This window comes from Micromonospora marincola (genome assembly GCF_056150385.1).
This window is the reverse complement of the sequence record NZ_JAXCFT010000001.1, coordinates 22,375-48,549: the sequence shown is the minus strand read 5'-3', so window position 1 is coordinate 48,549 and position 26,175 is coordinate 22,375. Positions and strand designations below refer to the sequence as shown.

General features: G+C 69.2%; 22 protein-coding genes and 1 pseudogene. 8 read left to right on the top strand and 15 right to left on the bottom strand.

All coding sequences use genetic code 11. The features are described 5' to 3' along the window. Window positions 1–76: 76 nt before the first annotated feature. From SM450_RS00220 to SM450_RS00180, 9 genes are all read right to left on the bottom strand, one after another. Window positions 77–2,461 (bottom strand): helicase associated domain-containing protein, encoded by a 2,385-nt coding sequence (locus tag SM450_RS00220; protein WP_474617596.1) that lies wholly within the window; start codon window positions 2,459–2,461, stop codon window positions 77–79. Further along, a complete protein-coding gene (locus SM450_RS00215) occupies window positions 2,461–3,369 on the bottom strand; it encodes a hypothetical protein (protein ID WP_474617595.1) in 909 nt (302 codons plus the stop codon). The genes SM450_RS00220 and SM450_RS00215 overlap by 1 nt, the downstream gene beginning before the upstream one ends. Before the next feature lie 26 nt (window positions 3,370–3,395). Further along, window positions 3,396–4,529: a class II histone deacetylase gene (locus SM450_RS00210; protein ID WP_474617594.1), complete on the bottom strand. Its 1,134-nt coding sequence runs from the start codon at window positions 4,527–4,529 to the stop codon at window positions 3,396–3,398. A gap of 42 nt (window positions 4,530–4,571) precedes the next feature. Then, window positions 4,572–5,783 (bottom strand): histidine decarboxylase, encoded by a 1,212-nt coding sequence (locus SM450_RS00205; protein WP_474617593.1) that lies wholly within the window; start codon window positions 5,781–5,783, stop codon window positions 4,572–4,574. Then, a complete protein-coding gene (locus SM450_RS00200; RefSeq protein WP_474617592.1) occupies window positions 5,780–6,511 on the bottom strand; it encodes a hypothetical protein in 732 nt (243 codons plus the stop codon). The genes SM450_RS00205 and SM450_RS00200 overlap by 4 nt, the downstream gene beginning before the upstream one ends. Before the next feature lie 316 nt (window positions 6,512–6,827). Then, on the bottom strand, window positions 6,828–8,273 hold the full coding sequence (locus tag SM450_RS00195; RefSeq protein ID WP_474617591.1) for an APC family permease: 1,446 nt from the start codon (window positions 8,271–8,273) through the stop codon (window positions 6,828–6,830). Between the two features lie 11 nt (window positions 8,274–8,284). Continuing rightward, window positions 8,285–8,623 carry a hypothetical protein gene (locus tag SM450_RS00190; protein ID WP_474617590.1) on the bottom strand — a complete coding sequence of 113 codons (339 nt, stop codon included), beginning with the start codon at window positions 8,621–8,623 and terminating at the stop codon, window positions 8,285–8,287. Window positions 8,624–8,748: 125 nt separating this feature from the next. Next, entirely contained in the window at window positions 8,749–9,459 is a 711-nt protein-coding gene (locus SM450_RS00185) for an N-acetyltransferase (RefSeq protein ID WP_474617589.1), read from the bottom strand. Further along, a complete protein-coding gene (locus SM450_RS00180) occupies window positions 9,456–10,646 on the bottom strand; it encodes an FAD-binding oxidoreductase (protein ID WP_474617588.1) in 1,191 nt (396 codons plus the stop codon). Before SM450_RS00180 ends, SM450_RS00185 begins: the two co-directional genes overlap by 4 nt. A 219-nt stretch (window positions 10,647–10,865) precedes the next feature. On the opposite strand from SM450_RS00180, the gene SM450_RS00175 reads away from it, so the two are divergent. The 8 genes from SM450_RS00175 to SM450_RS00140 all read left to right on the top strand — a co-directional run bounded on the left by SM450_RS00175 (window position 10,866) and on the right by SM450_RS00140 (window position 22,736). Next, complete coding sequence (locus tag SM450_RS00175; RefSeq protein WP_474618330.1) at window positions 10,866–12,083, top strand: helix-turn-helix domain-containing protein; 1,218 nt, start codon at window positions 10,866–10,868, stop codon at window positions 12,081–12,083. A 63-nt stretch (window positions 12,084–12,146) separates the two neighbouring features. Beyond that, on the top strand, window positions 12,147–12,677 hold the full coding sequence (locus SM450_RS00170; RefSeq protein ID WP_474617587.1) for a GNAT family N-acetyltransferase: 531 nt from the start codon (window positions 12,147–12,149) through the stop codon (window positions 12,675–12,677). Between the two features lie 237 nt (window positions 12,678–12,914). Then, window positions 12,915–14,705, top strand: a complete 1,791-nt coding sequence (locus SM450_RS00165; RefSeq protein ID WP_474618329.1) for an Hsp70 family protein — start codon at window positions 12,915–12,917, stop codon at window positions 14,703–14,705. A gap of 1 nt (window position 14,706) precedes the next feature. Then, window positions 14,707–16,692: an AfsR/SARP family transcriptional regulator gene (locus SM450_RS00160; protein WP_474617586.1), complete on the top strand. Its 1,986-nt coding sequence runs from the start codon at window positions 14,707–14,709 to the stop codon at window positions 16,690–16,692. A 215-nt stretch (window positions 16,693–16,907) separates the two neighbouring features. After that, window positions 16,908–19,601, top strand: a complete 2,694-nt coding sequence (locus SM450_RS00155) for a BTAD domain-containing putative transcriptional regulator (RefSeq protein ID WP_474617585.1) — start codon at window positions 16,908–16,910, stop codon at window positions 19,599–19,601. Then, the gene (locus SM450_RS00150) at window positions 19,598–20,500 is read left to right on the top strand and encodes a DUF2637 domain-containing protein (protein ID WP_474617584.1); all 903 of its coding nucleotides are present in this window, start codon (window positions 19,598–19,600) and stop codon (window positions 20,498–20,500) included. Before SM450_RS00155 ends, SM450_RS00150 begins: the two co-directional genes overlap by 4 nt. Window positions 20,501–20,677: 177 nt before the next feature. Continuing rightward, window positions 20,678–20,806, top strand: coding sequence for a hypothetical protein (locus SM450_RS00145; protein WP_474617583.1), 129 nt, complete (start codon window positions 20,678–20,680; stop codon window positions 20,804–20,806). A gap of 145 nt (window positions 20,807–20,951) precedes the next feature. Beyond that, window positions 20,952–22,736, top strand: coding sequence for an AAA family ATPase (locus SM450_RS00140; RefSeq protein ID WP_474617582.1), 1,785 nt, complete (start codon window positions 20,952–20,954; stop codon window positions 22,734–22,736). A 243-nt stretch (window positions 22,737–22,979) separates the two neighbouring features. Here SM450_RS00140 and SM450_RS00135 read toward each other — a convergent pair whose 3' ends face one another. The 6 genes and pseudogenes from SM450_RS00135 to SM450_RS00110 form a co-directional block, all read right to left on the bottom strand. Continuing rightward, the gene (locus SM450_RS00135; RefSeq protein WP_474617581.1) at window positions 22,980–23,645 is read right to left on the bottom strand and encodes a hypothetical protein; all 666 of its coding nucleotides are present in this window, start codon (window positions 23,643–23,645) and stop codon (window positions 22,980–22,982) included. A gap of 188 nt (window positions 23,646–23,833) precedes the next feature. Then, window positions 23,834–24,226 carry a hypothetical protein gene (locus tag SM450_RS00130; protein WP_474617580.1) on the bottom strand — a complete coding sequence of 131 codons (393 nt, stop codon included), beginning with the start codon at window positions 24,224–24,226 and terminating at the stop codon, window positions 23,834–23,836. After that, entirely contained in the window at window positions 24,223–24,810 is a 588-nt protein-coding gene (locus SM450_RS00125) for a hypothetical protein (protein WP_474617579.1), read from the bottom strand. Before SM450_RS00125 ends, SM450_RS00130 begins: the two co-directional genes overlap by 4 nt. Before the next feature lie 65 nt (window positions 24,811–24,875). Next, window positions 24,876–25,292: a hypothetical protein gene (locus tag SM450_RS00120; protein WP_474617578.1), complete on the bottom strand. Its 417-nt coding sequence runs from the start codon at window positions 25,290–25,292 to the stop codon at window positions 24,876–24,878. Between the two features lie 23 nt (window positions 25,293–25,315). Beyond that, window positions 25,316–25,646: pseudogene (locus SM450_RS00115) on the bottom strand (hypothetical protein). After that, window positions 25,643–26,107: a hypothetical protein gene (locus tag SM450_RS00110; RefSeq protein WP_474617577.1), complete on the bottom strand. Its 465-nt coding sequence runs from the start codon at window positions 26,105–26,107 to the stop codon at window positions 25,643–25,645. Before SM450_RS00110 ends, SM450_RS00115 begins: the two are co-directional and overlap by 4 nt. Between the last annotated feature and the right edge of the window lie 68 nt (window positions 26,108–26,175).

The following is a 26,175-nucleotide window of genomic DNA, read 5'->3' as shown; positions in this document are numbered from 1 at the left end:
GTTCGCTGCGACGGTGGTGAGAAATGGGGGGCCGCCTCTGGCGGCATTGGTGTGGTCGATGCCGGGACGCCGTGGTTCATGGCTGCTCCTGGGGAGACGGTGCGGGGTGTCCGGGTGGAGTGGTGACCTGTGCGTGGCGTCTGCGAGCGGTGGCTTGTTGGACGCCGGTCCAGCCGTTGGCGGGTTCCCAGGGCATCCCGATGGCGTCGAGTGCGGCGATCTGTTCGGCGGACAGGGTGCCGGCTCGCCGGGCGGCGCGCTGGGTGCTCAGCCACCTGGCGAGGTCGACGTTGCCTACCCGATGGCCTTTGCGGGGGTGCAGGTGACCTTCGCGCTGCTGGTACGCAGCGGCGGACGCGAGATGGCGTTGCCAGGTCTCGTCGCGGACGGACCACTGGATGCCGAGTGCTTCCAGCGCGCGGACCCGGTCGTCTTTGAGAAGGCCCTTGCGGTGGTCGACGCGCCGCGCGGATAGCCACCTGTACAGGTCGATGCCGTTGACCATGTGGTTGTAGGGCACGTCCAGGTGGCCGTGGTCGGCGTGAAACTGTTCGGCTGCGGCGTACCCGTCCTGCGTGGTAGCGCGCATGGTCCAGCTGATGCCGAGCGCGGTGAGAGCGGCGATCCGGTCCTCGGCGAGGGTACCGGCGCGATACGCGGTGCGTTGCTGCCACAACCAGTTGGACAGATCGACACCCTCGACGGTGAGGCCGTGTGGCACGCGCAGGTGGCCGTGCTCGGTGTGGAATCGCGTGGCCGCGGCGATACCGCGCTCCCAGGCCCGCACGCCGGGCCTCCAGTCGACCGACAGAGCTTCCAGATAGGCGATCCGGTCGTGGTCCAGCCGTCCGGCTCGGTACTCGGAGCGCTGCGATGCGAGCCACCGATCCAGCCGGCGGCCATGGCGGACATGCCCGCCCGGCACCCGGGTATGGCCGTGTTCGGCGTGGAACTCGACGAGAGCGCCGTAGGAGACCATCCAGTCCGGCGTCGTTTCCTCCAGCACTCGGACGGTCAGCTGCCGCAGCAGGTGCTCGGGCGCGTACCCCTCGGGTAGTCGGATCAACAGCCTCGGTGGTAGTTCGGCGGCGCCCGTGGAGATTTTGGCGCGCTGGTGGTCGAGGTCTGCGGCCAGGCCGCTGTCGTGGGCGCGCAGCGCCCGCAGCGTCTGGAGCAAGGTCGTCCACCGGGTCATGTCCCCCGCGGCGTCGAGGGCCGCGTCAGCGGGGTCGTCGGGCAACAGCACCGGCAGAAGGATGGTGGCGATGCCGGATCCGGCGGGGTTGCGGCGTAGCGCCCGGCCGACGGCCTGGATGACGTCGCTCTGGGACTCCTTCGGAGCCGTGAAGACGACCGCGTCGACGGCGGGCACGTCCACGCCCTCCCCCAGGCAGCGTGAATTGGAGACCACCACCCATCCGTCCTCCGGCGGATCCGCAAGATGCCCCAGGTGCAACTGCCGCTGCATCGTGGTTTGGGTGCCGTCGACGTGTCCCACCGTCAGCCGGCCCTTCGGACGGTCCTCCTCGGACAGGGCAGCCACGGCGGCCGGCAAGGTGGCGGCGAACTCCCTGCTGGCATGCACTCGGGGCGTGAACACGAGCACCCGACGCAGACCGAACTCGGCCGCGGCACGGGCCAGAGCGGTCTGCACCACGACGGTCCGCAACGGCGCGGCGCCGGCTCGGACAACCCCTGCGGGGTCGACCCGCCGGAGCATCTCCAGCGCCTGCGCGGAGGTCACTCCCACGGCAAGGATCCGGTAGTCGTCGAGCCAGCCATCGTCGATGGCTCGTGCGAAGGGATACGTGTAGCAGACCCTGCCGAACACTGACGCGTCGTCCATCGACAACATGTCACCGTCGTCGGTGCGCTTCTTGGTCAGCAGCCGAGGTGTGGCGGACATGTAGAGTCGCCGCCGCGCCGGCAGGTGCTCGTCACGGTGCATGAGAGCACCGTGCTTGCCCGCCCAACCGGCGGTGTGGTGGGCCTCGTCCACGATCAGCAGGTCGGCAGTGATACCGGCGGCCTCAAGGCCTCTGCCCACCATTCCGGCGGAGGCGTGCGTGACCAGCACCAGATCCAGACCCCGGCGAGTGGGCTGACGCACCCAATCGGCGATCGTTGCCGGGTCCGTGGTCACCGGGCACGACAGATCCGCCACTCGCACCGCATCGTCGGCGACGCCGGTGTCACTGCACGCGGCCAATACCCGAGTCGCGGCGTGAGCCCCCACCCACACATTCAGCGTCTGGGCCAGCAGCGTCAGTGACGGCACTGCCAGCACCACCAGCCCTGAGCGGCACAACCGCATTCCGGCGTGCACCCCGACGAGGGATTTCCCGCTTCCGCAGGCTGCCCGCACCTGGGCACGGCCACCGTCGCGCAGGGCCGCGACGACGCGGTCCACCGCCTCCTGCTGGTACGGCCTCAGTTCCGCAAAAATCCCCGTCGACGCCATCAGCGGTCACCCCGATCGGCAGGCCGCCAGAGGCGGGGGCCCAGGGGCCCTCGCGGGGACGCGGTTGGGTCGCTCGGGGCGGGCGGCTCCCACCAACGGTCGGCGGCGTGGGTGCGGGTGAGCAGGAGGACGTACACCTGCGCGCGCCACCCGCCCGGGGCGAGCGTCGATGACTCGTAGGCGAGGATCTGTCCGGTGTCGGGGTCGAGGATCAGCAGGCGCCGGGCTCGACCGTGCTCGCTGGTCGCGGCGAGCGCGACACCGAGGCGTCCGGCTCGGTCGGCCGTCGCCGGGTGGGCGGTCAGGGCATTGGCGTCTGCGAGGATCCGCACCGCGAGGCCCCGCTGCTGCCGGTCAGGGCTGTACCACAGCGCCAGCGTCGCGATGCCGTCCAGCAGCGCCGGGGTGTCGTCGCCCCACCCGTTGACGTGGGCGCTGCCGATCAGCCAGGCACTCGTCGCGTAGGCGTTGGTCAGATTCCGAGTACGGAGGCCACCTGGCCCCCACCAGTCTCGGGTCACCCGCCGGTCCGGGGAGCAGACGATCAGTTCTGCGCCGGAGCCGTCGGCGGCGTACCAGCGCACCGTTTGGGTTTCCGTCCTGCCGCCGGTGGCGGTGTAGGTCCACCGGTGGTGACGTACCACGTCGAACCGGCCGGTTACGGCATCGCAGGCGGTGGCGGTGATCCGCACGGCCAGGTCCAGCAGCACCGGACGGGCCGGGCCGCCGGGCCGTAGCCGCACCCCCGCCGACGAGGCTGCCGAGTCGAACTGTGATGTCAGGGTCGGCACGGCGCAGCCGCCCTCCACGGCCAGGCCAGCCACCGTCGCCGGCGTCGGTTGAGGCAGGACGCTCATCCCCGCCACCGCGACAAGGAGACTCGCGGTGGCGGCGGCGACCGTGCTCATGCTCATCACAGGGTCTGACCGCTTTCTCACGCGGAAGGGACCGTGGTCTGGATGCGGGGCAGGAGTTGCGCGGCCCCGCTGATGACGGCTTGCTGCGGAGGGGTGAGGGGTTCAGCGGCGTAGCCGGCGACGACGACGGCGAAGGGGTCGGTGACGTGGGTGGTGGTGCCGGCGAGTTCTTCGAGGAAGGCGAGGGCGCAGTAGGGGGTGTAGAAGGGGCTGTAACCGCCTTCGTGGGCGGCGATGAGCCGGCCGTGGCAGAGCCGTTCGGCGGCGTCGACGAGCAGGCGAGTCATCTCGCGGAAGCTGGCGGCGGTGAGCATCTGCCGGGCGAGGGGGTCGAACACGCCCGCGTCGAAGCCGTTGGCGAGCAGGATCAGGTCGGGGGCGAAGCGGTCCAGCGCCGGCAGGACCACCTGGCGCATGGCGTGGAGGTATGCGGCGTGTCCGCTGCCCGGCGGTAAGGGCACGTTGAGGGCGTAGCCGGCGCCGTCGCCAGTGCCGTTCTCGTGGGTCCACCCCGAGTCGGGTGGGAAGCAGCCGGCTTGGTGCAGGCTGATGGTGAGCACGCTCGGGTCGTCGAAAAAAATCGCTTGGGTGCCGTTGCCGTGGTGGGCGTCCCAGTCCACGACCGCGACCCGGGCGAGCCCGAGTTCGGCCTGGGCGTGACGGGCGGCGACGGCGATCGAGTTGAACAGGCAGAAACCCATGCCCTGGTCGGCGGTGGCGTGGTGGCCGGGCGGGCGGATCAGCGCGTAGCCGTTGGTGATGTCGCCGTGGACGGCGGCGGTGACGAGTTCGATCAGCCCACCGGCGGCGAGGCGGGCGATGTCGTAGCTGCCGTGCCCGACCGGGGAGAATCCGTCTCCGGCGTCACCTCCGCCGCCCCGCAGGTCGCTTTGGGCTTTGATGTGGTGGACGTAGGCGGGGGTGTGTACCCGTGTCAGTTCCTCGACGGTGGCCCGTCGAGGTTCGATGACCGTCAGCTCGCCCAGCAGCCCGCAGGCGTGGATCAGTTCGTGGACGCGGCGTTTCGCCTCGGGGTTCTCGACGTGCACGGCGGGTTGGATACCGGCGGTTGGGTGGGCGCGCAGCAGGCCGGCGCTGGTGCCGGTGTCGTGCCACAGGTATTCGGGATGGAAGACGTAACCGGTGGTCATGAGGGTTGCCCTTCGTCCGTCGGGAAGCTGGTGCTGGCGTGGTTAGCGCGCGGCGGCGGTGGCCGGCGATTCCTGCGCGGGTCGAGGTCGCGGGATCGGTCGGGATCGCCGCCGGGTGGCGGCGGCGAGGTCCGCGACGAAGGCGTCGACCTGGCTCGGAGTGATGCCGGGCATGCAGATGAGGTGGCTCGTGTCGCCGTCGGTGGCGAGCAGCCACTTGGCGCGTACCGGTTCGGGTGGTGTGGGCAGGACGACGGTGAAGGCGTGTGGGTGTCGCCAGGCGGGCCAGCCGGCGGCGTTGAGGCGTTCGGTGGTGTAGGCGGCGAGCCGGCGGGCTTCGTGGGCCCGCCAGCGGTGCCCTTCCCGGCCGTGGGCGGCGATGGCGTGCCACAGCAGCGCGGCGGCGAGGCCGCATCGAGATCCGGTGATCGTGGTGTCCGCGGTGGCGGTGTAGGCGATGCGGCTGCCGGTGGCGCGTAGGTGATCGCGGAGGAGGACGATGCCGCACGGCGTTGGTGTGCCGAAGAACTTGTGCCCGCTGACCGCGACGCTGTTGATGCCGCTGGCGTCGTCGAGGCGCAGCCGACCGTCGAGGGCCAGAGGGACACCAGACAGCGCCGCGTCGACGTGCAAAAGTCCGCCTGCCTGATGGTCGTCGAGGGCCGCGCGGATGCGGCTGGTGTCGTCGACCGCTTCGGTCATGGTGGTGCCGGCGGTCGCGACGACGATGGCCGGGAAGCGGCGCCGCCGGTGGAGCTGCGCGGCGAGGTGCGCGTAGTCCATCTCCCCGTCGGGCTGCGCGTGCACGATGACGCCGTGGGCGCCGAGGAGACGCACCACCTTTGGCACCGAGTAGTGGGCGGCAGCCGAGTAGTAGATCCGCGCCGTCGGATGGCGGCGGTGCGCGGCGTGCAGGGCGGACAGGTTGCCTTCCGTGCCGCCCGTGGTGACGTAGCCCCACCGGTCGTCGGTGGGCATGGCGAGCAGGTCGGCTACCCAGGTGATGACCGCGCGTTCCAGCGCCCGGGTGTGCGCCACTCCGCCGGTGTCGGCGGGGTCGCCGATGTTGTTCCACAGCCTGCCGCCGAGGCGGGTCATGACCTGGGTGTGGTCGAGGTCGACGGCGCCGGGGAACCCGATGCTCGTGCCGGCTGCGGCGCCGGCTGCGCGGACGAGGTGATCCAGGACGGCCGTGACGTCGATCGGCGTGCGGCTCAGGTCCGCGGCGTCGGCGAGGTTCAGGGTGTCGGTCACGCCGGCCGCCCGTACAGGTGTGCGGTGAGGGTGTGGTGCAGGACGCCGAGGTTGCGCCACACCGCCCGGGTGGCGTCGTCGCCGTCCTCGGTCAGGTGCTCGTGCCGGTTGTGGTAGGTGACGCGGTCGGGGTCGAGGGTGCGGTTGCAGCTGATGCCGTCCACGCCCAGGCGCCCGTGCGGGTCGCGGTCGATGTGCATGGCGGTGCCGTCGGTCAGCAGCACGTACGCCTGGCCTTTGAGGTCGAAGACCGACAGGCGGCGCCCGGTGGCGGGCAGGTCCCGAAGAGTGTGGGCGAGCTGGTACCAGCGGCCCTGCTCGGAGTCGAGGGTGCTGACACCGACGCCGACGTAGGTCGACCCGCTGGGCAGACTCATGTCACCGCCGTTGACCATCGACCCGTCCGGGCCCAGAGGGTGCCAGCGGCGCCGCAGGGCGGCAGCGCGGGTGATGTTGTCTCGGGCCACGGCGTCGAGGTCGGCAAGCAGCTGGGGCAGGTCGTCGGCGTCCGGGGACGCCAACCACAGCCGGTAGGCGGTGTGCAGCCGGTAGCCGTGCGGCTCGGCCGGCGCGTCGGAGACGAAGAACACCATCAACCCGTGCGGGCCGAGCGCGTCGCGTCCGCCGAACCGCTGATCGGCCTCGACCATGTGGCCGGCGTTGATCCGCTTGGATCGGTACGCGACCTGCTTACGCAGGTCGGCCCACCGGCGGACTTCCAACGGCACCGTGTCATCGCCGAGTCGGTGTTCGTATGCCGAGGCGGGCGCTGGCGGCGGCCCCGAATAGGCAGTGGGTGCCGAGGTCGTCGTGGTGTCCGGCTGCCGGGGGTAGTCGGCCGGCGTGTGGGCCGACCCGTAGCGCGGCCCCGGCCCGTGGGCGGCAGGCCCCGGCCCGTCGTCCGGATGCCCGTGCCCGAGGGCGGGCGGGACCGTAGACGGGTGATCCGGTCGCCATCCGACCGCGGCCGGACCAGCGCTGAAGTGCCTACCTGCCCGCGGTGGCGGTGGCGTGGGCGTATGGGTCATCATCGTCGCTCCCTGGTCAGATCGAGACGTGGATCGCGTCGGGAACGGCGTGCGTCGTCGGGGTGCCCCGGCCGATGCCGGCGTAGACCTCCGGACGGGACCGCCGCAGATGCCCGGCCCCCAGCCCGCCGAGAACCGCGAACGCGGCGAGGATCGCCGGCAACAGCAACGGATACAGCGACCCCGCAGCGGCGCCCAACAGCGCACCGGCGTTACCGACCATCACGCCCAGCAACACCAGCCCACCCACCACGCCCAGCGCGGGAGCCAGTCGCCACTCCCACATCCCCGGCCTCGGGCCGCGCACGCTCGCCGGTGCGGTCATCGCCGCCACAGACGCTGCCAGCAGCAGACACAGCAAACCCAGCGCGCCCAGCGTCGACAGCCAGGTGAACATCACGGCGATCGGGTCGGCCCCGCCGAGGGCGAACCCGCCCACCACCACCGAGGCGATCACCGTCTGGGTCAACGAGCCGCCGCGCGGCGCGCTGACCCGGGTCGCACTGCCCGTACGCGCCAACCCCGGAGGCAAAACTCCTTCGCGCGCCATGGCGAACACATACCGGGCCACGACACTGTGAAAAACAAGCTTCGAGGTGACGATCGCCAGCACCAGAACCAACTCCGCAAGCGGAACCCACCACCCACCGAGACGGTCCAGAACCGAGAAAGGCAAACCGCCCGCCGGATCAGCAGCCACCTCACCGACCGCTTCGGGGCCGACCGCCACGCCCATCGCCCACGCCACGACGGCGTACACGCCGCCGAGGACGACCACCGCGCCGATCGTGGCCCGGCCGACCGACCGGCGGTCCACGGCTTCCTCCACCATCGAGCCCGGAACGTCAACGCCCATCAACGCCGCCACCACGAACGCCGCCGCGCCGCCGACGCCCCCCACCGCGAGCCCCCTGGCGTCGAAGCCCGCCCACGACAACTCCCCGCCCGCCGGCTGACCCACGCCGGCGAGAACGAAGGCCGCGACGATCAGCAGCGACACCACCAGCACGCACGCCAGAACCCGGGTGGACAGCACAATCGCCCGCACACCGAACGTCCCCACCACCGCTACGGCGAGGCCCGCCCACACCCACCACACCCCGCCGAGCTGGGCCGCCAACGTCGCCCCGAACAACCCGTACAAACTGATCTGGATCGAGTTGTAGGCAGCCAGAGCGACCAGGCCAGCGGCAACACCCCAACCACGTCCGAGGCTGTTGGCGAGGATGCCGTAGTAGGCCGCCGGGTGCCCCACCTGCCGGGCCATCGCCGCGTACCCCACCGCCAGCAACGCCACCACCCCAGCGACGAGCACGAACACCAACGGCAGCGCCGACACCCGAGTAGTCGCGTAGGTAGCGACGACGCCTCCGGCCAGCACCACCATCGGCGCCGACGCCGCCGCCCCGAACACCCACAACCCCGTCGGAGTCACCGTCCGGCGCGCCAACGCCACCTGCACATGCGTCGCCCTCACCGCCGCCCCCGATCCGGCGAGTCCGGACAACCCGAACGGTCGCAGCCGCCCTTCGGATGCCGGCCCACCTCGACCGCGTTCGCCGCGACGAGATACACCGCCACCGGCCGCACCGGGCCGAGCCGCCAAAAGGCGACCTCACGATCGAGCTGCCCCTTCGCCGTCTCCGCGTCGGCCGTGAAACCGAACAGGTCATGCAGGCCGTTGGCCCACTCACGACGCACCGCGTACCCCCACGCGACCTCACCCGACGCCACAGCTCCCGCGCCCGTGACGGTGGCCTCGGCGCGCGGCAGCCGTGACAGCCGTCCCACCTTCACCACACGTGGTGGCACCAAAGCTCGTATTCGTTTCAAAATGGGCACCATGAGGGTGACTCCTTCGGTAGCAGGGTGCGAAAGGCCGGCCCGCTACGTCGCAGCGAGCAGGATGATCAAGACGGGAATTCTCGGGAGGGTCGCTACGGAGATCGAGGTAATGCCACCGGCGCCCCGCTGAAGGGCATCGGCGTCGCAAGGCGGTGTGTGCGGACCCGGCACGGCAACCCATCGGCGCGCCGGCCCCCACACCCAGGTCGCCACATCCGCCACACCGCCGGGCCGCCGGGCTCCAACAAGATCGGCGACCGCACCTCATACCCCAGCCGAGCGAACACGCTCTCGCGCGGCTGAGTGCCGCTGACCTCGGCGTACGCCGGCAACCCGGCCACATTCAACCGGTGGTGATAGGCGGTCAGCAGCGCTCGCGCGGCACCTCGTTGCTCGGGGCGGACCGCGAGGTGAGCGAGGTAGTGGTGCGGCGTATGCGGCACCAACGCATCGACGTAGGCGTGCAGCAACGCGAACCGGGACGCATACCGACCGAGGACCTTCTCCAGGTCATACCCCCAGGAGTCAGCCGCCACCGGCGGCTCCACCCGCGGATACCAGACCGCCACCGCCTCGCCGCCGTCCAGCGTGTCCACCTGGCCATCCACCATCGCCCGCACAAGAACCAGACGTGCATAGCGGCGCAGCACCGCAGGACGCGCAGCTCCGTCCGGAACCAGCCAGCAAGCCGTCGGTTGCACCAGCAATCCGTACGCCATGATCTCGGACAGCGCGTCAATGTCCTCGCTGGTCGCGCCGCGGACCGCCATCCCCGCGCGTGCGATCGTCCGCGCGGGCGTCATGATGCGTCTCCGGCCGCGCCGCTGTCGGCAGTCCCGTCCTCCAGCGAGCCGGTCGCGAGCGCCGCACGGCGGCGCTCCAGCCACCGGGCCGTTTCCAGCGCGTGATCGAAAGTCATCGCGAGGTGCAATTTGTCTGACGCCACCCCCGCCAGGGGCAGCCACTGCCGCGCCGTTTCCATCAACCGCGGTACACCACAGACGTAGACCGCCTGCCCCCGCCGATGGTGATACATCGCAACGCTGAGCAGATTTCCCTGCGCGGCCGGCTCCACATCCGGGTCGTCGGAGAACGCCAACACCACCGTCAACCAGTCACCATGCGCCTGCTGCAACTTGTCCAACGCCACCGCGTCATACAAATCGAGCAACGTTCGGGAGCCGACCACCAATGTCACCCGACGTCGGACCGGCGAGCTAGCCACCTGCTCCACCAACGCCCGCAACGGCGCGAGACCCGTACCGCCCGCCGCCAACAACAAGTCAGCGTCACCGGCCCGCTCCAGCGACAGCCCCACGTCCAACCCCGGCCCCAGCCACAGCGACTCCCCCGGCGCCACCTGCTCGACCAGTGCCGATGAAACCGCACCGCCCGCAACCGCACGAACGTGAAACTCCACCGTCCCATCAGCGCGAGGAGCGTTCGCCGGCGATAACCATCTCCACTGCCCGGCAAGGCGAGGCGTGCATACCGGAACCGCCTGACCAGGCTGAAAGCCAAGGACGGGCACCGGCTTGACCGTCAACACCGCGACACCGTCGGACACGACTTCATGGGCGACCACTTCGGCCACCAGCACGTCAGGGCCATCACCCGATGCCTTCGCCGCCCGCTCGGCCAGACCAAGCGCCCGACGACAGCACTGCTCCCACCCGCCAACACGCGCCGGCTCCCAGTTCGTACCCGCGAACCGCCGCACGGTATCCACCATGGCGGCAGCGATCACCGTGCTGTGATACGGATGGAGGCCGAGGCACCGAAACATTTGGCCCACCACCGATAATGTGGCATGCCGAGCAGCTGGATCTCCTCGATCAACCACTAGGTGACCGAGCGTCGAGAAGAGGATCGGCGCACTTTGCTGCGGCAGGAATCGCAGGCTACGTTCTTGCATGTAAGACCAGAAATACTCTGCGGCGCGGTCATGCGCAACCAGCGCCAGATCCAGCGGTGTCTCCGAATCAGCCATTACGAAGATCGTTTCTGCGCATTCGCCCGCCCTCTCTACGATCACTTACTGCACCCGGAGTCACGGCCCGTCATCGGTCCAATCGGGCGCCAGTCACTGCTTGGCGGCCTATCACCGTCGTGCCGGATCTGTTCGTGGACGTAGCGTCGCCTATAAGCTGTGCCAGCAGCAGGCGTGCACCGTGTGCACACGCATCTGCACACACCGCTTGGGGGTTACATGGAGTCTTTCGGGCAGATACTCAGGCAGCACCGCACCGCAGCGGGCCTGTCGCTACGAGATCTCGCAGCGCTTGTAAAGTTTCAGTACAGCCACATCTCACAAGTGGAACGCGGGGAACGTCGTCCCACTCAGGCAATGGCAGACGCCTGCGAGCGGGCTCTGGCGGCCGGAGGCGTGCTGGCGGAGGCATACCTACGTGAGCAGGCAGGTGACACGGACGTGCGTAGACGCTCGATTCTGCAAGCCATGGGCGCACTCGCTGCCGCACCCGCTGCAGATCGCGCTGTCGGCTTGGAAGCGTTACGACATGGCCTCAGCGCCGCCGTCAACGTGGAGTACGACGAGTGGACCGACATCGTCGCTGCCTACGGCCGAAGCTACTACCAGCAACCGCAGGACCAAGTGATGGAGCAACTGGGCCGCGATATGGCCGTGTTGCAACATCAGATTGCCGTCGACCGTGGTGACCGCCGACTCTTGCTGCTCCGGGCTGCCGGCCGACTGTCAGTCATCATTGCCCTCGGGCTGGTGGCGTCTGGTCAGATGATGGCGGCGCGGCGCTGGTGGCAGACCGCGCAGCGCGTCGCCGACGGATCCGGTGATCCGGAGACGCAGGTACTGGTGCGAGCGTGGGACGTCGTGAATGGCTGTTACGACGGCCGGCCCGCTGAACATGTTGTATCGCTGTCGAGCGAGGTGATGCCGCTACTCGGAGGGCAGGCCACCGATGCGACATGCGGTTTGCTTGCCGGACGGGCACAGTCACTCGCTTTGGCTGGCAGGCACGGGGAGGCGATCAGCACCGTGGAGCAGCTCGACAGCATGTTTGAGCGACTCCCGGCGAGGACAGTCGCCGACGTAGAAAGTTTATGGGGCTGGCCAGAGCATCGGCTTCGACACACCGAGTCGTGGGTTTACACACACGCGGGTGACTACCGAAAGGCCCAGCTCGCGCAAGACCGCGCCCTGGTGCTATATCCAGCGTCGCAGACGCGGCTACGCACTCAGGTTCAGTTACATCAGGCGACGGCGCTCATTCGCAGCGGGTGCGTGTCGGATGGATTGCGTCTCGCTGTTGATCTTCTGGACAAGCTGCCGACCGAACAGCACAACGAGATCGTTCGCAGCGTAGCCCGACAGGTCGCCTCCGCCGTACCCGAGACCGAACGGCACCGGCCCCTGTATGATGATTTACTCGGCTGGATGAAAATCTGACCCGTCGAACGAGTACGGCGCGAGCGCTGCCGTAACGCAAAGCCAGGCCCGTACCATCCGGTCATGCTCAGCTACACCGCCCTCACTGGCCACGCTGCCCGCCCCTTCTTTGGCCCGGCAGGAAACCTGTATGCCCTCGTGTACGCGGAGCCGCCCTATAACGAGGGGCCGGAGCAGGTTGCCAGATTTCGCGAGAGCCTACCGGAGGAAGCCTCTCGCCCGGGGTTCTCGTTGATTGCCGCCGAGGAAGGCGAGGAGCTAATCGGCGCAGCGTACGGCTGGACGATGCCGGCTGGCACCTGGTGGTCACGCGCCGAACAGGATCCTCCACGCGAGATGCTCGACGCGGACAAGTTCGCGGTAATGGAGTGGATCGTGCATCCCGCGCGTCGAGGTGAGGGTATTGGGTCGGAGTTGATGCGGCGGTTGCTTGCGGACCGGCCGGAGCGGTGGGCAACCCTCGCGTCTGATCCCCGATCTGCCGCCCGAGCCATGTACGAACGGGCTGGATGGAGGCAGGTAGCGACGTCCGTACTGCCATGGGGACCGCCGATGGATCTTCTGGTGCTACCGCTGCCGGCCCTCCACGCCTGAAGCGTTTGCCGAACCCATCAGGCTGCTGAAGCCCGTTCAGCCAACTGTCTCGATTCCGATGCGGGCCATCCCGCGCGGTCAGCTGACGTTCCGGTGAGTGACTGCTACGTGACGTGAATGTGATCCTCATGTTTGACTACAGGCATGGGGGCCAGCGGAGTCCGGCTGTCGATTGACTGCGGAGGCGCGAGTACCGCAGCCGTGCTGGCCTGGCCTGATGGCAGATCCTCGGTGGTGATGTTCGACGGTTTGCCGTTCCTGCCGAGCGTCGGCTACGTGAGCCCCGACGGCGGGGTCTGGATGGGCCAGCAGGCTTGGCAGGCCGCCGGTGAGCAGCCGAGCCGGTTGATTCCGATCCCGCGTCGGCCCGCTGACGGCGACCTGGTGGTCGACGGTACGGAAGTCGAAGCGGTGGAGCTGGCTGCGGCGCCGCTGCGTCGGGTGGCTGCTGAGGCCGAGTTGGTTGCGGGTGGTCCGGTGGCGGATGTGCGGTTGGTGGTGCCGGCGGGGTGGGGGCCGCGTCGGCGTACGTGGATGCGGCAGGTCGCCCACCGGGCAGGGCTTCCCCAGCCGCGTCTGGTGGAGGCTCCGGTGGCGGTGGCGCAGCTGCTGGTCGCTACCGGTACGCAGATTCCGGTGGGGTCCTTCGTTGTGGTGTGCGATGTCGGCGCGGGTGCGGAGGTCACGGTGCTGCGCCGGGGTTCTTCGGGCTTCGAGGTTCTCGCGACGCTTGCCGACTCTGGCGCTGGTGGCTCGGCCGTTGACGGGGCGTTGGCGGGTGTGTTGACGCATGGTCAGGAGGTGCCGGCCGGCGTCGCAGGTCAATGGGCGGTGGCCGAGAGCGTGCGCGTCGCGAAGGAAGCTTTGGTTTCTCACCCCGCGGTGACGGTGCCGATGATGGGCCAGGCCCCGGTGATCGCGAATCGAGCGATGCTCGAAGAGGCAACTACGCCCGTCGTACGCCGTGTCGCCGACTTGGCTCAGCAGACCGTGGCCGCCGCCGAGCTGACCGGTGACGACCTGGCGGGAATCTACTGCGTCGGTGGCAGCGCTCATCTTCCGCACCTTGCCACCGCGATTGCCGAGCGGACCCGGGTCACTCCGACCTTTGTGGTCGACCCGCAGTTGGCGGCGGCTCGGGGCGCCGCCGAAGCCGGGGCGGTGATCTCCGGGCCCGCCCAGGTCGAGGTGGTGGTACCACCGGTGCGGCGGGCCGTGGCGATTGCGGTGCCGGGTTTCGCGTCGCTGTGCTTGTTCTGGCAGTGCATCGTGACGGCCGAGAAGAACAACACCTTGAGCGTGCACTACTGGGTCGACTTCAACTGGGGCGGACTGACCATGGCAGCCGTGTCCGCCCTGTTGGCCTGCTTGGCGGCGGGCACCGTCCTCGGGTCGCTGATTGCTGCTCGCAGCCCAACCCCTGACCTGCGGACCGAAGGCGGGAAAGTCGGTGTCGGCATCCTCGCCGCGCTCTGCCTCGGGACGGCCATCGCTGGCCTGTATGCGGTCGTCGCCGCTCAGTATTTCGGCCTGCCGGTCGGTGGCAGCTTCCTTCGCTGGGCGCTGTGGCCAATCGTCCCGCTTGTGGTGATCGCGGTGGTGATGGCCGTGATCGCCGCCCGGCAATCGCGTACGCCGCACGGTGGCTGGTCGGCTCTGCTGGCCGCGCCGACTGGTTCGGTCGTGGCCGCCGCACTGGGCATGGGGTTGATCCAGTACTCGTTGACCGCCGATCGGTGGCCGCACCTGGTGGTGTGGATCGACCTCGCCGGCCGCCTCGGTGGCCTGCTCTTGGGCGTTGCGGTGGTGATGGCGCTGGTGAGGCCGCTGATGTTCCGGCTGATCGTGTCCGCTCCGGTAGCGGTCATCGGCGCGGCGATCGTGAACAGGCAAGCCACCGGGATCCTCGCAGTCGGCTACGCGGTGGCGGTGGCGGTGTGGTGGGCCGCGCGAGTGTGGACGCGCATCATCCGTCCCGCCGCCACGGGACCGGCGGTGTTTGGCGGCTCTCCCGCTGGAGGTGGGTGAGGTGCGCTGGCCGCGGCAGCTGATGTTGCTGCTGGTCGTCCTCGTCCTGTTGGTCGGCCCTCCGGCGGTGTTGCTGGCCGTTGTCGGTCCGCCTGTCTCTGGATGGCCGACCTCGGGGCAGGTGCGGGCATGGGTGCAGCAGCCGTTGACCGAGCAGACGCTCACCGCTGCGCTCACCATCGGCGCCTGGCTGATCTGGCTTATGCTCGCCTACACCGTCGCCCTTCGACTGCTGGCCCGTCTCCGCGCAACGTCGGCGTTGCTGCGGCGGCTGCCGCTGCCCACGCCGTTGCAGGCCACGGCCAGCGGAATGGCCGGCGTGGCGGTACTCGGCATCACCACCAACACGGCTGCCCCGGAGCACCCACCGCATCCGGCAACCGCCGGCACGACCACCCTGCATGACGGAGCCCGCCCGGACGGCACAGACAACCGCACGATCGCGGACGCGGCCGGGATCAGCGTGGCCGGTGGTTGGCTACCTCGTGAGGTCGCCATGCAGGTGTCCGCTGCCGCCTCGCTGGTCTGGCTGCGCCGCCGCCGCGACTACCAACCCGGTCTCGCCTCGAACAACCAGCCGGATTCCGAACTCGCCCCACTGCCCCGCACCGTCTCCAGCGTGCAGACGGCACTCGCTGACACCCCCGCACCACCCACCCAGCCACCGTCGTACGCCATCACCGGGCTTCACGACATCCTCCCCCGTGGGGGGATCGGCCTGATCGGGGAGGGCGCTCTCTCCGTCGGTCGAGGATTGCTCGTCACCGCCCTCCTGGCGAGGCAGCACCGCCCCGCGGCATCACTGATCGTCAGCAGCGCGGCGCTGGCCTCCGTCCTCGGACCAGCAGCGCAGAGCCTCATCAAACGGCTGCCGCTCACGATCGCCGAGAGCCCCGATGAGGCAGCCCGCCTCGTCCGAGCGGCCGAGCGCCGTGAGCACACGAGCATCCCCCGGCAGACCCAGGGCACCCCGAGCATCAGCGGCCATCCCGCCGTCGTGATCCTCGACGGCAAGGACTGCGCCGCAGGCGACCCGAAACACCTCGCCGCTGTCAGCATCGAGACCGCCGCTACCCTCATCGTCCTGGGACAATGGCCTGCCGGCCCAACCTGGCATGCCGACAGCGCAGGCCATCTGTACGACCCGCACGACCCCGCCATGCCGAGGCTACGGGTGTGCGTCCTCGATCACGTGGCCGCCACCGACCTCCTCGCCGTCATCGCCCCGGTCGAGCTGACCGCCGGCGCGACGGCCGTACCTGTCGCGGCGCCCGAGCCGATGCGGCCCAATCCACGGCTGCCACGCCAGAGATCACACCTCGCAGCTGCTGACACACCTCTCCAGCGGCTGCACGTACGAGTCCTCGGGGACCCTCAACTGCTCATCGACGGTGAACCCCTGCCCGTCCGCCGCAGCGCCGCCCTTCAGATCCTCGTCTACCTCGCCACCGTCCACCCCACCGGAGCGGACGCCGCGCAACTCACCGATGCCATCTGGCCCGGACTGCCACACCATGCCCTCACCGGACGCCTCTATACCGCGCTCAGCGACCTACGCACCTCGATCCGGGATGCCTGCGGACTACACGTCATCGACCACGCCGACGACCGCTACCGTCTCAACCCCGCGCACCTCGACGTCGACCTCTGGAACCTGAACGCGGCCCTACGCCACGCCACCACCACCATCACACCCAGCACCGAGGCGTGGCAGGCCGTCGTCGACGCCTACCCCGCCGACCTCGCCGAAGGACGTGCCTGGCCCTGGCTCGACCCCATCCGCGAGACGATCCGCCGACGCATCATCGACGTCTGCGCCGCCTCTGCCGCTGCCGAACCTGCCCCGGACCGCGCTCTCGACCTCCTGCAAGCCGGTATCCGCATCGACCCCTACAACGCCGCCCTGCAGGAACGCGCCAAGCACCTTCGGCAAGGCCTCGGCGACGACAACGCCGAAACCGGGATAGGCAGCACCAGCCATCGCTAACGCGCCACGGCACCCAGGGGATATCGCCTCAGGCGTTCCCTAGCGACTTCGTAAGTCCCGACGCTCTCGCGCGCCGACTACGCCGTCACCTGCGGTTGTGAGGTCACGTGAGGAAGTGTGAGGTGCTGTCAGGTTCTCCTCCGACGTAGCCCACCTATCCCGCTCTTACGGTCTTTCTCAGCAGCCGCCACAGCACGCCGCTGAGGAGACAGACCATGACGAAGGAGCCCGCAACCAGAGCCGTACGCATCCTCACCGTGGCTCTCGCCCTGGCGCCGCCCGTCCTGCTCTACCGGACCGGCTGGCTCACCCTGCACGGTCTGTCCGCAACCCAGATGCGGGAATGGCTACACGAGCCGCTGACCGCAGGCTTCCTCGCGGTCCTCGGGCAAACCGGCCTATGGCTGCTCTGGATCTTCCTCATCGCCGCCGTCACCGATCACTCCTACCGACGTCTTGCCGTGCGGATGCGCTGGCGGTGCGACCTGCGCCTGCCCCGCCCTGTCCAAGCTTTCGCCGCCGCGATGCTGGGCTCGACCGCCGCGACCTCCGTCGCCCTTCCCGCACTCGCCCAGGTACACCCGGCGTCGGACTCTGACTCCGTACCAGCGACACCCCGCGAGGGCGGCGACCCCGCCCTCACCCACGACGCTCCCAGTCCGGCCCCACCGATGGTGTACGCAGCCACGACAGCACCGCCGGATGCCACCATCTCCCCCCAACCCGCCACTCCCCCAGCCGAGCCCCGCAAGAACACCGGGGACATCGCCGCCGCTCGCACCAGCCCTCACGAGTCCGTCCGCGTCGTCGCCGGAGACACCCTGTGGGATCTCGCCGCGCGGCACCTCGGCGGCGGAAACCGCTGGCCGGAGATCTACAAGCTCAACCGGAGACATCAGCAAGCCGATGGGCGTACTCTCACCGACCCGAACGTGATCCGTGTCGGATGGAAGCTCTCCCTGCCCACCCGTCGTGCAGCTGCGCCGCCCACCCCGCACAAGGACCACCACCCCGACCCGGGCACCTCAGAAGCCGCCGGGCCCGAGGCGAGGCCGCCTGCCGCAACGCTTAAGCCATCCCCGTCGCCGTCGGAAACGACAGCACCGAACGCACCCCGCGAGTCGGCCGAAGCGGCGTCCCCCGGGTCTGGACCAGCCCGCAGACAGTCGGACCGTCCTGGCGGCATTGCGCTGCCCACGCAGGGTTGGATCAGCCTCGGCCTAGCCGCCGCCATCGCCTCCACAGCCGCCCTGGCCAGCCTGCAGCGGCGCCGCCACGCCAGGCTCACCTTCCCACTATCAGGAACCGCCGCGCAGCCGATGCCGGCGCTCCTGCGCCGCATCAGCGCCGCCGCCAACCAGACCGAGCGCACCGACCGCACCTCGCCCGCCGTTGGCGTCGACGCGAGCGCCGCAGAAGTCAGCCTGTTCGACCTGCCCGGTCCCGGCCTCGCTTTGCACGGCGACGGAACCATCGCGGCGGCCCGCGCCATCCTCGCCGCCACGCTGACCGCCGGCACGACCGACACCGCCGCGACCCGCCCCGTCGTGGTCACGACCGCCGACCTGCTCGCCCGGCTGCTGCCCGACGGTGCGCCATCGGTCGGCCTGGACCCCGACGGCACCGCCTACGACGGAGAACGCCTCGTCGTTCTCGCCGACACCGCTGCGGCCATCACCCATGCCGAGGAGGAGATGATCGGCCGTCGCCGGTTGCTCGACACCTTCGACGCCGAGACGATCACCGACCTGAACGGCCGCACCGACCACGCCGAGACCCAGCCGCCATACGTGCTGCTCATCGACTCGGGCCCCCGGCACGCCGCCCGAGTCCAAGCCGTCGCTAACCACCGCGCCGCCCTGAATCTGCACCCCGTCATCCTCGGTCCGCACGACGGCATCCCCACCGTCGAGATCAGCGCCGAGGGCACTGCCACCAGCGACAGCTCGCACCCAGTGACCCGACTGTCCACCCTCGGCGCGGAAGACCTCGCCGCCATCCTCTCCATGCTCACCGACGCGATGGCCCGGCCCGAGGCCGGCGCTGACGTTAACGACCCGCCCACCGAGACCTCGCCGGCCGCGGTGACCGTCGAGCCGAACGAGACCGTGCCGGTCCAGCCTGACGACGCGGCGGTCCTGGTCCGCCTCCGGGTACTCGGCCCGGTCACCGTCACCACCGAAGCCGGTCCGATCGCCACCGGCATGCGCAGTGGTTCCTACGCCACGCTCGCAGTCCTCGCCGCCCACCCGGCCGGCCGAACCCTCGACCAACTCGCCACCAACCTGCACCCCAACGCCGACCCGGCCGCCGCCGTCAAACGCGTACGCACCGACATCACCTCCGCCCGGCGGGTGTTGCGCACCGCCACCGGCCACGAAGAACCCATGTTCATCATCTACAACCCCGCCACCGGCCGATACCAGCTCGACCCGCAGACCGTCACCGTGGACCTGTGGCAGATGCTCACCGCCATCGACAAGGCCACCACCACCGACGACGACGCGGCGATACTCACCGCGCTACGCCGGGCCACCGAGCTGTATCGAGGTGACTTCGCCGAAGGCCACGACCACCCATGGGCCACCGACTACGCCACCAGCTACCGCCATCAAATCCTCACCGCCTACGCCCGCATCGCCGAAATCCTCGAACCGGACCACTCCGACCAGGCGGTTGCCGCCCTCGAACACGCCGCTGACCTCGACCCCGTCAACGAAGAGCTGTACCAGCGGATCATGCGCATCCACGGCCGGCAGCAGCGACCCGACGCCGTCCGCCGCACCCTGCGCCGCCTGGAGGAACGCCTCGCCGACCTCGGCGACGCCGAACCATCGCAGGCCACCCGCCGCGTCGCTGAACGTCAGCTCCAACCCGCCGCCGGCGCCGTGCCCGGAGGACGGCCATGACCGACAGCCGGCTCCAGCGGATGCAGTGGGCCGTGCGAGCGACACTGGCGCTCGGCGTGGCCGCCTCGGTCACCGCGAACATCCTGCACGCGCAAGCGAACCCGATCGCCCAGGCCATCGCGGCATGGCCACCCCTCGCGCTGCTGATCACCGTCGAACTGGTCACCCGCGTCCCCGTGCACCGACGTGCACTCGGCGTCATCCGAGTCGTCGCCGCCTCGGCCATCGCCGGCATCGCCGCGTGGATCAGCTACCACCACATGGTCGGCGTCGTCGCCCGCTACGGCGAAACCGGCACCGTGCCGTACCTCCTGCCCCTCTCGGTGGACGGGCTGATCATCGTCGCGTCGGTCTCCCTGGTGGAACTGGCCGCCCGCCGACGCGAAGCCGAACCTCAACCGCACACCGTGCCAGCTGAGGCATCAACGACACCACCTCCAGTGCAGCCCACCGCATCGGCGCCCGCCGAGCCCACCCGGAAGACCAGCGACACCAGGGCACCCCGCCCGAGTCCACTGCCCGAACCACCTGCCCGTGATGTCGACACCGACGAGCCGACCCAGGGCTGGTCACCTGACATTGCCGACTCCCGGGACGACGATCAGGAGGCGGACAGCAGCGGGACTGATGCTGACCTCGGCGCGGAACCTGACGACGACGATCGACCCGGCGATACCAACGTCGACCTCGCTCCGGACCTGGTGCCGCTCCTGCCCGCCGCCCGCGTAGCCCGTGACGAACTGACACGCGAAGGTCACACTGTCAGCCGGGATGCGCTTGCCCGACGGCTACGCCAGAACGGCTACTCGATCCGTAACAGCGGCGTCTCACCCCTGCTCACCGCGCTGCGCCAGGAGGCACAGCCGGCCAACGGCCCCCGGCCCACGGCATCGGTTTGACGTGCCGACGTCGGCTGACCACAGGATCAGACACGCGACAGCGGCCTCGAACAGAGCCGTCAGTCATAACCCCGGACCGGCGCCGGCGGGGATCTTGATCGCGCCGTCGAGGTCAGCGTGGATAGGCACGGCTGCCCGCACGGGCACCCCACCGAACGCTGCCAGGAGGGACCACCGATGACCGACACAACCCCCGGCGTCCGCACCCTCGTACTCACGGACGAGGTGCACGACGTGCTCCGCCGCACCGCCGACAGCCGAGTCACCGACATCAATGGCGCCCTGCGTCAGATGATGCGCGGATGACCGAAGCTCCCGAAAGGTTCACCTACCGCCTGCGAAGGAGTGCGACGTCGAGCCGCTCCCGCATGGCCGACCTGTGAGCGTCCTCCGCAGCGACGCCGCGGTTCCGCTCTGACGGAAGCTTGACCGGAAGGACCCGCAGTAACTGATGGCTCGCCTCGCGCTTCGGGCGGCGTCTACAGGGGACCTCGGAGAGGGGCGGCACATGAGCGCTGAGCGCCCATCTACGCTGATGCTTCGCGCTGCAGGAGTCTCCTGGGCGGGAGGCATTCAACGTGAGGCGAGGAGTTCGGCGATGATGCAGCCCCGAGAGGACGCCCCACCATTGATGCGGTGGACTGTCCCTAGCCAGGACGGCACTAATTACCTTGGCTTGTCGGTGCACGCGGGCGAGACCTTGGTCTTCGTCGGCCCCAACGGGGCTGGGAAGTCGGCTCTCAGCTTCTGGCTGAGTGTCAACAAAGGAGCCTCGCCTGCACCGATAGTCAGGGTCATCGCGCACCGCCGAATCTGGCTGTCCTCTGCTGGCGTTGAGATGACGACTAGCCAGCGGACGCAGAACGAGGCCCATTTCAGAAATTGGGACTCGCTGCCCAACTCTCGCACCACCGTCGTGGCGGAGGAGCAGCGTTCGGCGAAAGTGCTGTACGACCTGCTCGCGAAGGTCAACCTGCGGAATGCCCTTGCCGCCGATCGATACGACCGCGGCGAGGTAGCCGCTGCTGACGATGGCGTGGAAGAAAGCATGCTACACAAGCTCGAACGTGTCTTCGCGGCTGCAGGCATGGCACTACGCTTTCGCGTTACGGACATGGGTGGATTCGACGCCGTCACCGAGGCCGGTACCGCATACCCGATCTCTCAGATGTCAGACGGCGAGAAGGGAGCGTTCCTGCTGGCGTCAGAGGCGCTGCTCGCCCCACCTGGCAGCGTGTTGCTGGTCGACGAGCCCGAACGACACTTACATCGATCGATCTCGTCGGATTTCATCGTCGCCCTCACGCTAGAGCGGCCTGACGCCGGTTTCGTTCTATTTACGCATGACCTCGATCTGTTGAGCAAATTGGACGCGGCGTCTACCACCGTTTGCACTGTGAGTGCGGTCAGTTGGAACGGACCAAACCCATCGGGTTGGACCGTCCAAATAGAGCAAGGCAAGTTGGACGTACCCGACTCCGTCCGGCAGGCTATTTTGGGGGGCCGATCAAAACTGTTGTTCGTGGAAGGCGAGGTCTCAAGCCTCGACTTTGCGCTGTATCGCCTCCTCTTCCCTGACAGGTCAGTCGTGCCGTGCGGGGGCGGTGAGGGAGTCAAGCGAGCCGTCGCCGGACTTGATGAGTCAGAGTCTTTCCACTGGGTTGATGGACGTGGCGTGCTCGACGGGGACGCCCGCAGTGCGAATGAAGTCGCCGCGATGGCAGCGAAAAAGATCTTGGTGCTGCCGGTCAACGAAGTCGAGAACCTGTACTACCTCTCTTGGATCGTCGACGCCGTCGCCGAGCATCAAGGTTTAACGCTCGGGGAGGATGGGGCTTCGATGGCGGCCGACGCGCGAGGCGCAGCACTGACCTCGCTCAGCGACCAGAACATCAAGCATCTGGCATCCGAGAATGCGATCAAGGTTCTTCGTCAGCAGGCGTTGGCACACCTCCCTGAAGCCAATGAACTCATGCAGGCTGGGACGACGGTGACCATTAACCTCGAATCGACATATCAGGCCCAAGAGGCGGACCTGCGAGGCTGCATCGACGGCGCCGATTACGCCGGCGTACTTGAGCGCTTCTCTGTACGGAGCAGCGGGTTCCTGACCGCGATAGCCAAGCGTCTTCGTTTTGTGAATCGCGACGACTACGAGAAGGCTGTCCGAGCCCGCCTACGTAGCACTCCAGAGCTCCTCGACAGGCTCCGCACTGCCGTGGGGGAACTACCCTAGTCGCCACCCTCTCAGCATTGATCTTTATCAGTCGCGGATAAGCAAGAGAGGAATCAGAACCTCTGCCACGATCAACCATTCGACTTGGCGCGAGCGTGCGGAGTGCGCTTCTCGGCAGATCCGGACGCCGCCGGGTCGGCCACCGCGACTGACTGTAGTCACTGTTAGGGAGCAAGTTCGGCCCCGAGCCGAAGCTGCACTCGCAGGCGTCGATAGTTGCCGTGTCCTCGATGGCGTACACGGCTATGCATTCGGAGCCGTTCGCCGGCAGCTTGCCGTGTAAGCGGCGGCGAGTAGCCGTTGCGCCGTACGTTCGGTGACGTCGAGCTGCTGCGCCAGGGCGTTACCGAGGCCCCGTCGGTCACGGCCGGCGCGGTCGGCCTCGGTCAGGAGTGCGATGGCGGTGGGAAGCCGAGGATCGTCGGCGTAGGGGTGCGGTTTGCGGGCACCGGTGGTGCCGGGGGTGCGGCCGGTGGATTGGCGTCCCGTGCGGGCGTCAGCCACGGCCCACACGGTGCGCCGGAACCACAGACGACGTACCCGCCCGTCCGGGAGCGTCTCGACTCGGTCGGGGTGGTCGTACAGGGTGTCGGGCAGGTTGCGATACGAGGCGTAGCCGAGGACCCTCGCTGCGGCGCCCGAGCCGAGGAGGTCGTCGGAGTCGCCGCGGCGGTCGACCCGCGTCAGCTCGGCGCGCTTCGCCGTCTGGTGGGCGGCGTGGAATGCCTCGATGTCGTCGAGCCAGAACCAGTCGCCGCCCTCGTGCGGGAAGCCTTCGGGGAAGTCGAACCGGGCGCGATGGCGGTGCCAGTGGTTGACGGTGGAGTACGCCGCGCCGAGGTGCGCGGCGACCCCTGCCCGGTCCAGGGCGGTCCGTCCGCCGATCACGTGTCGCGCCACGCTGTCCATCCTCCCCTGGCTAGCCCCGAGCGGCGCCGAAGGTCGAGGCGGGTCCGTTGTTCGCCGTAGGATCGGCGGCACGCTCGGCGTGGGTGAAGGCGGCTGTTGTGGTCCGCCGGTCGGCCCGGGACGGGCGAGGTGGCCGGCGGGGTTGCGCGCACCCTCGGGTGCGCCCGCCGGCCACCGAACCGCCCGCCCTACACGTGCGGGCGGAGCAGCCGCCACGCCACCTGCGCCATCCGGTCGATGCGCAGCGCGGCCAGCTTGACCCGGGTGGCGGGTTTGAGGGCGTCGTAGACGGTCAGGATCGCGGCGGCGGTAGTCATGTCCACCAGGACCCCGTCGATCTTGCGGCAGTTGCCGCGCTTCGCCTCCCGCAAAAGCTCGATGACGCGGGGGTCGCCTGCGGTGGCGTCGTCGGGGAGCGCGTCGAACTCGACCATCCCTTCGCAGTCCGGGCAGGTGACGAGGTGCGGGTTCTCGGTGACGCGGCTTAATGGCACGTCGGCTGCACCGCACACCGGTCCGACACGGTGGTGGGCCTTGGCATGAGTGAGGGCGGGCCGGCCGCGCCGTTCAATGTTGCTCATGGCGTCTTTTCCGCGTGGCCGGGCCAGATGCCGAGAGGGTGGCCGGGCGCGATGCGGCCTCGGCCGGGGGCGAGGGTGTCGAACACGGCGGAGAACCTGTCGTGCAGTTGGCCTCGGGTCCGCATGAGGTGTTTGCCTCGGGTGAGCTTCGCGGGCATCGCGTCGGCCACACGACCGATCAGCCCGTACAGGTCGCGGGCCTCGATGAAGACGGCGCACCCGTCGCACGAGGTCCACCGCTCGCCCCACGCCTGGGTGAAGGCGTGCTCGGTGTCGGTGCGGCGTATCCGCGCGGCGTGGTGCCGAGACTGGTAGTCGCTGACGGCGAACACCTGCGCGGTGACGCGGCGGGCGTCGGTGACCTGGTTGGCGCACCGGTAGATCCACGCGGCGTCGGGTGCGGAGCAGAAGTCGCACTCGATGATCGGATCGGGGATCTCGGTGATGGGTGCGGGCTCGGGCCGGTGGTCGCTGCTTTGGCCGCGTTGCTCGGCCGCGTGCAGGTACCCCACGATGAAGCCCAGGTCGTTGAAACGGATGTTCAGTCCTCTGCGGCAGCGGCGGCAGTACAGCGACTCCGGCATCGCGGGAAGCGCTGCTACCTCCGAGGGGCGGGTGAATTCCTCGGGGTTCGGAAAGTCCGGCGGCATCACTGGTCGCCTCCATCCTGGTTGCGAGCGAGCGGCCAGTTGGGGTCGGCCGGGTCGAGGATCAGGCTGAGGCGCAGGCTGGCGAGATCGACCAGCCGCCGCAGCAGGCTCGCTGTTCCGTTGCTGAGGTCGGCGTCGTAGTCGTGGGCGATGCGGCAGGCGTCGCGTACGGCCACACAGGCGGTAGTGAAGGCGGCTTCCAGGGCGGCGCGGTCGTCGGCTCGGCTGGCTCGCCTCACGATGGCGGCCGGGTAGGTGCGCTCGTCTCCGTTGGGAAACCGGAGGGTGTAGTGACGGGCGTAGGTGGTTTGCGGGTTGGGGTAGTCGACGTCCGTGACGGTGCCGAGGCGGTATTCGATCGGGTCGGTTGGCTTGATCACGCGGGCGGTGTCGCCGTACTCCATGGACCGGTACATCACAACTCCGTTGAGGGTGAGGGTTAGCTGGTGGTGTGGTCGACTTCGCCGCCGCCGTTGATCTCGAAGGCGATGAGGCGGTCGCCGGTCTCGGTGGTGTCGGCGTGTAGGTACAGGTCGTCGGCGCGGCGTTGGACGCCGATGGAGACGCCGTGCACGTCGACGACGACGTACGCGGTGCGGTCTGCGGGCTCGCCCGGGTAGATCCGCAGGTTGAGGCGGGTCAGCAACTCGGCAGACGGGATCGGCGGTGCCGAGCAGGGCGAGCGCGGCGGCGAGCTGCCGGCCGTCGAGAGCGCGCTGACTCGCGCCGATGCCGCCGGCGTTGTCGAGGGGGTCGAGCGAGGTCGTCATGCCGGCGTCCCGTCCTGGCCGCTCGCCTGGGGCTCCGCGGTGAAGTGGGATGGAAAGGTGGTGAGAATGTCGCCGAGGACGCCGCCGCCGCGTTGGTCGGTCAGGGCAGCGAAGCCGATGAGCGCGGTGCCGAGGGCGACAGCCTGCGCCGGGGTGCAGCGCACTCGGATGCGGGAGCCTTCAACGGTGCAGGCGCGGATCTCGACGTGGCGCCGCTGCCAGAGCGCGGCAGGCAGCTCCGTGTCCGGCTCGGCGACGACAGGTCCGCGCAGGGCCTCGTGCAGCGAGGCGCGGAGGAACTCACGCCGCCGCGCGACAACCGCCTCGCAACGTGATGCCGTGTTCGCAAGAACGACGCGCTCGTCACCGGTGGCGCTGGTCGCGAGAGTGCGGGCGCGTTCGGCTCTGCCAGTCGCCTCCGCGAATTCGGCGGCGATGGAAAACAGGTGGTCGGGGTTCATGGGTGCTCCGTGATCAGGTAGGGGGACGCCGGGACCGTGCCGCACGGCTCGGGTAGGGCCGTGAGCCG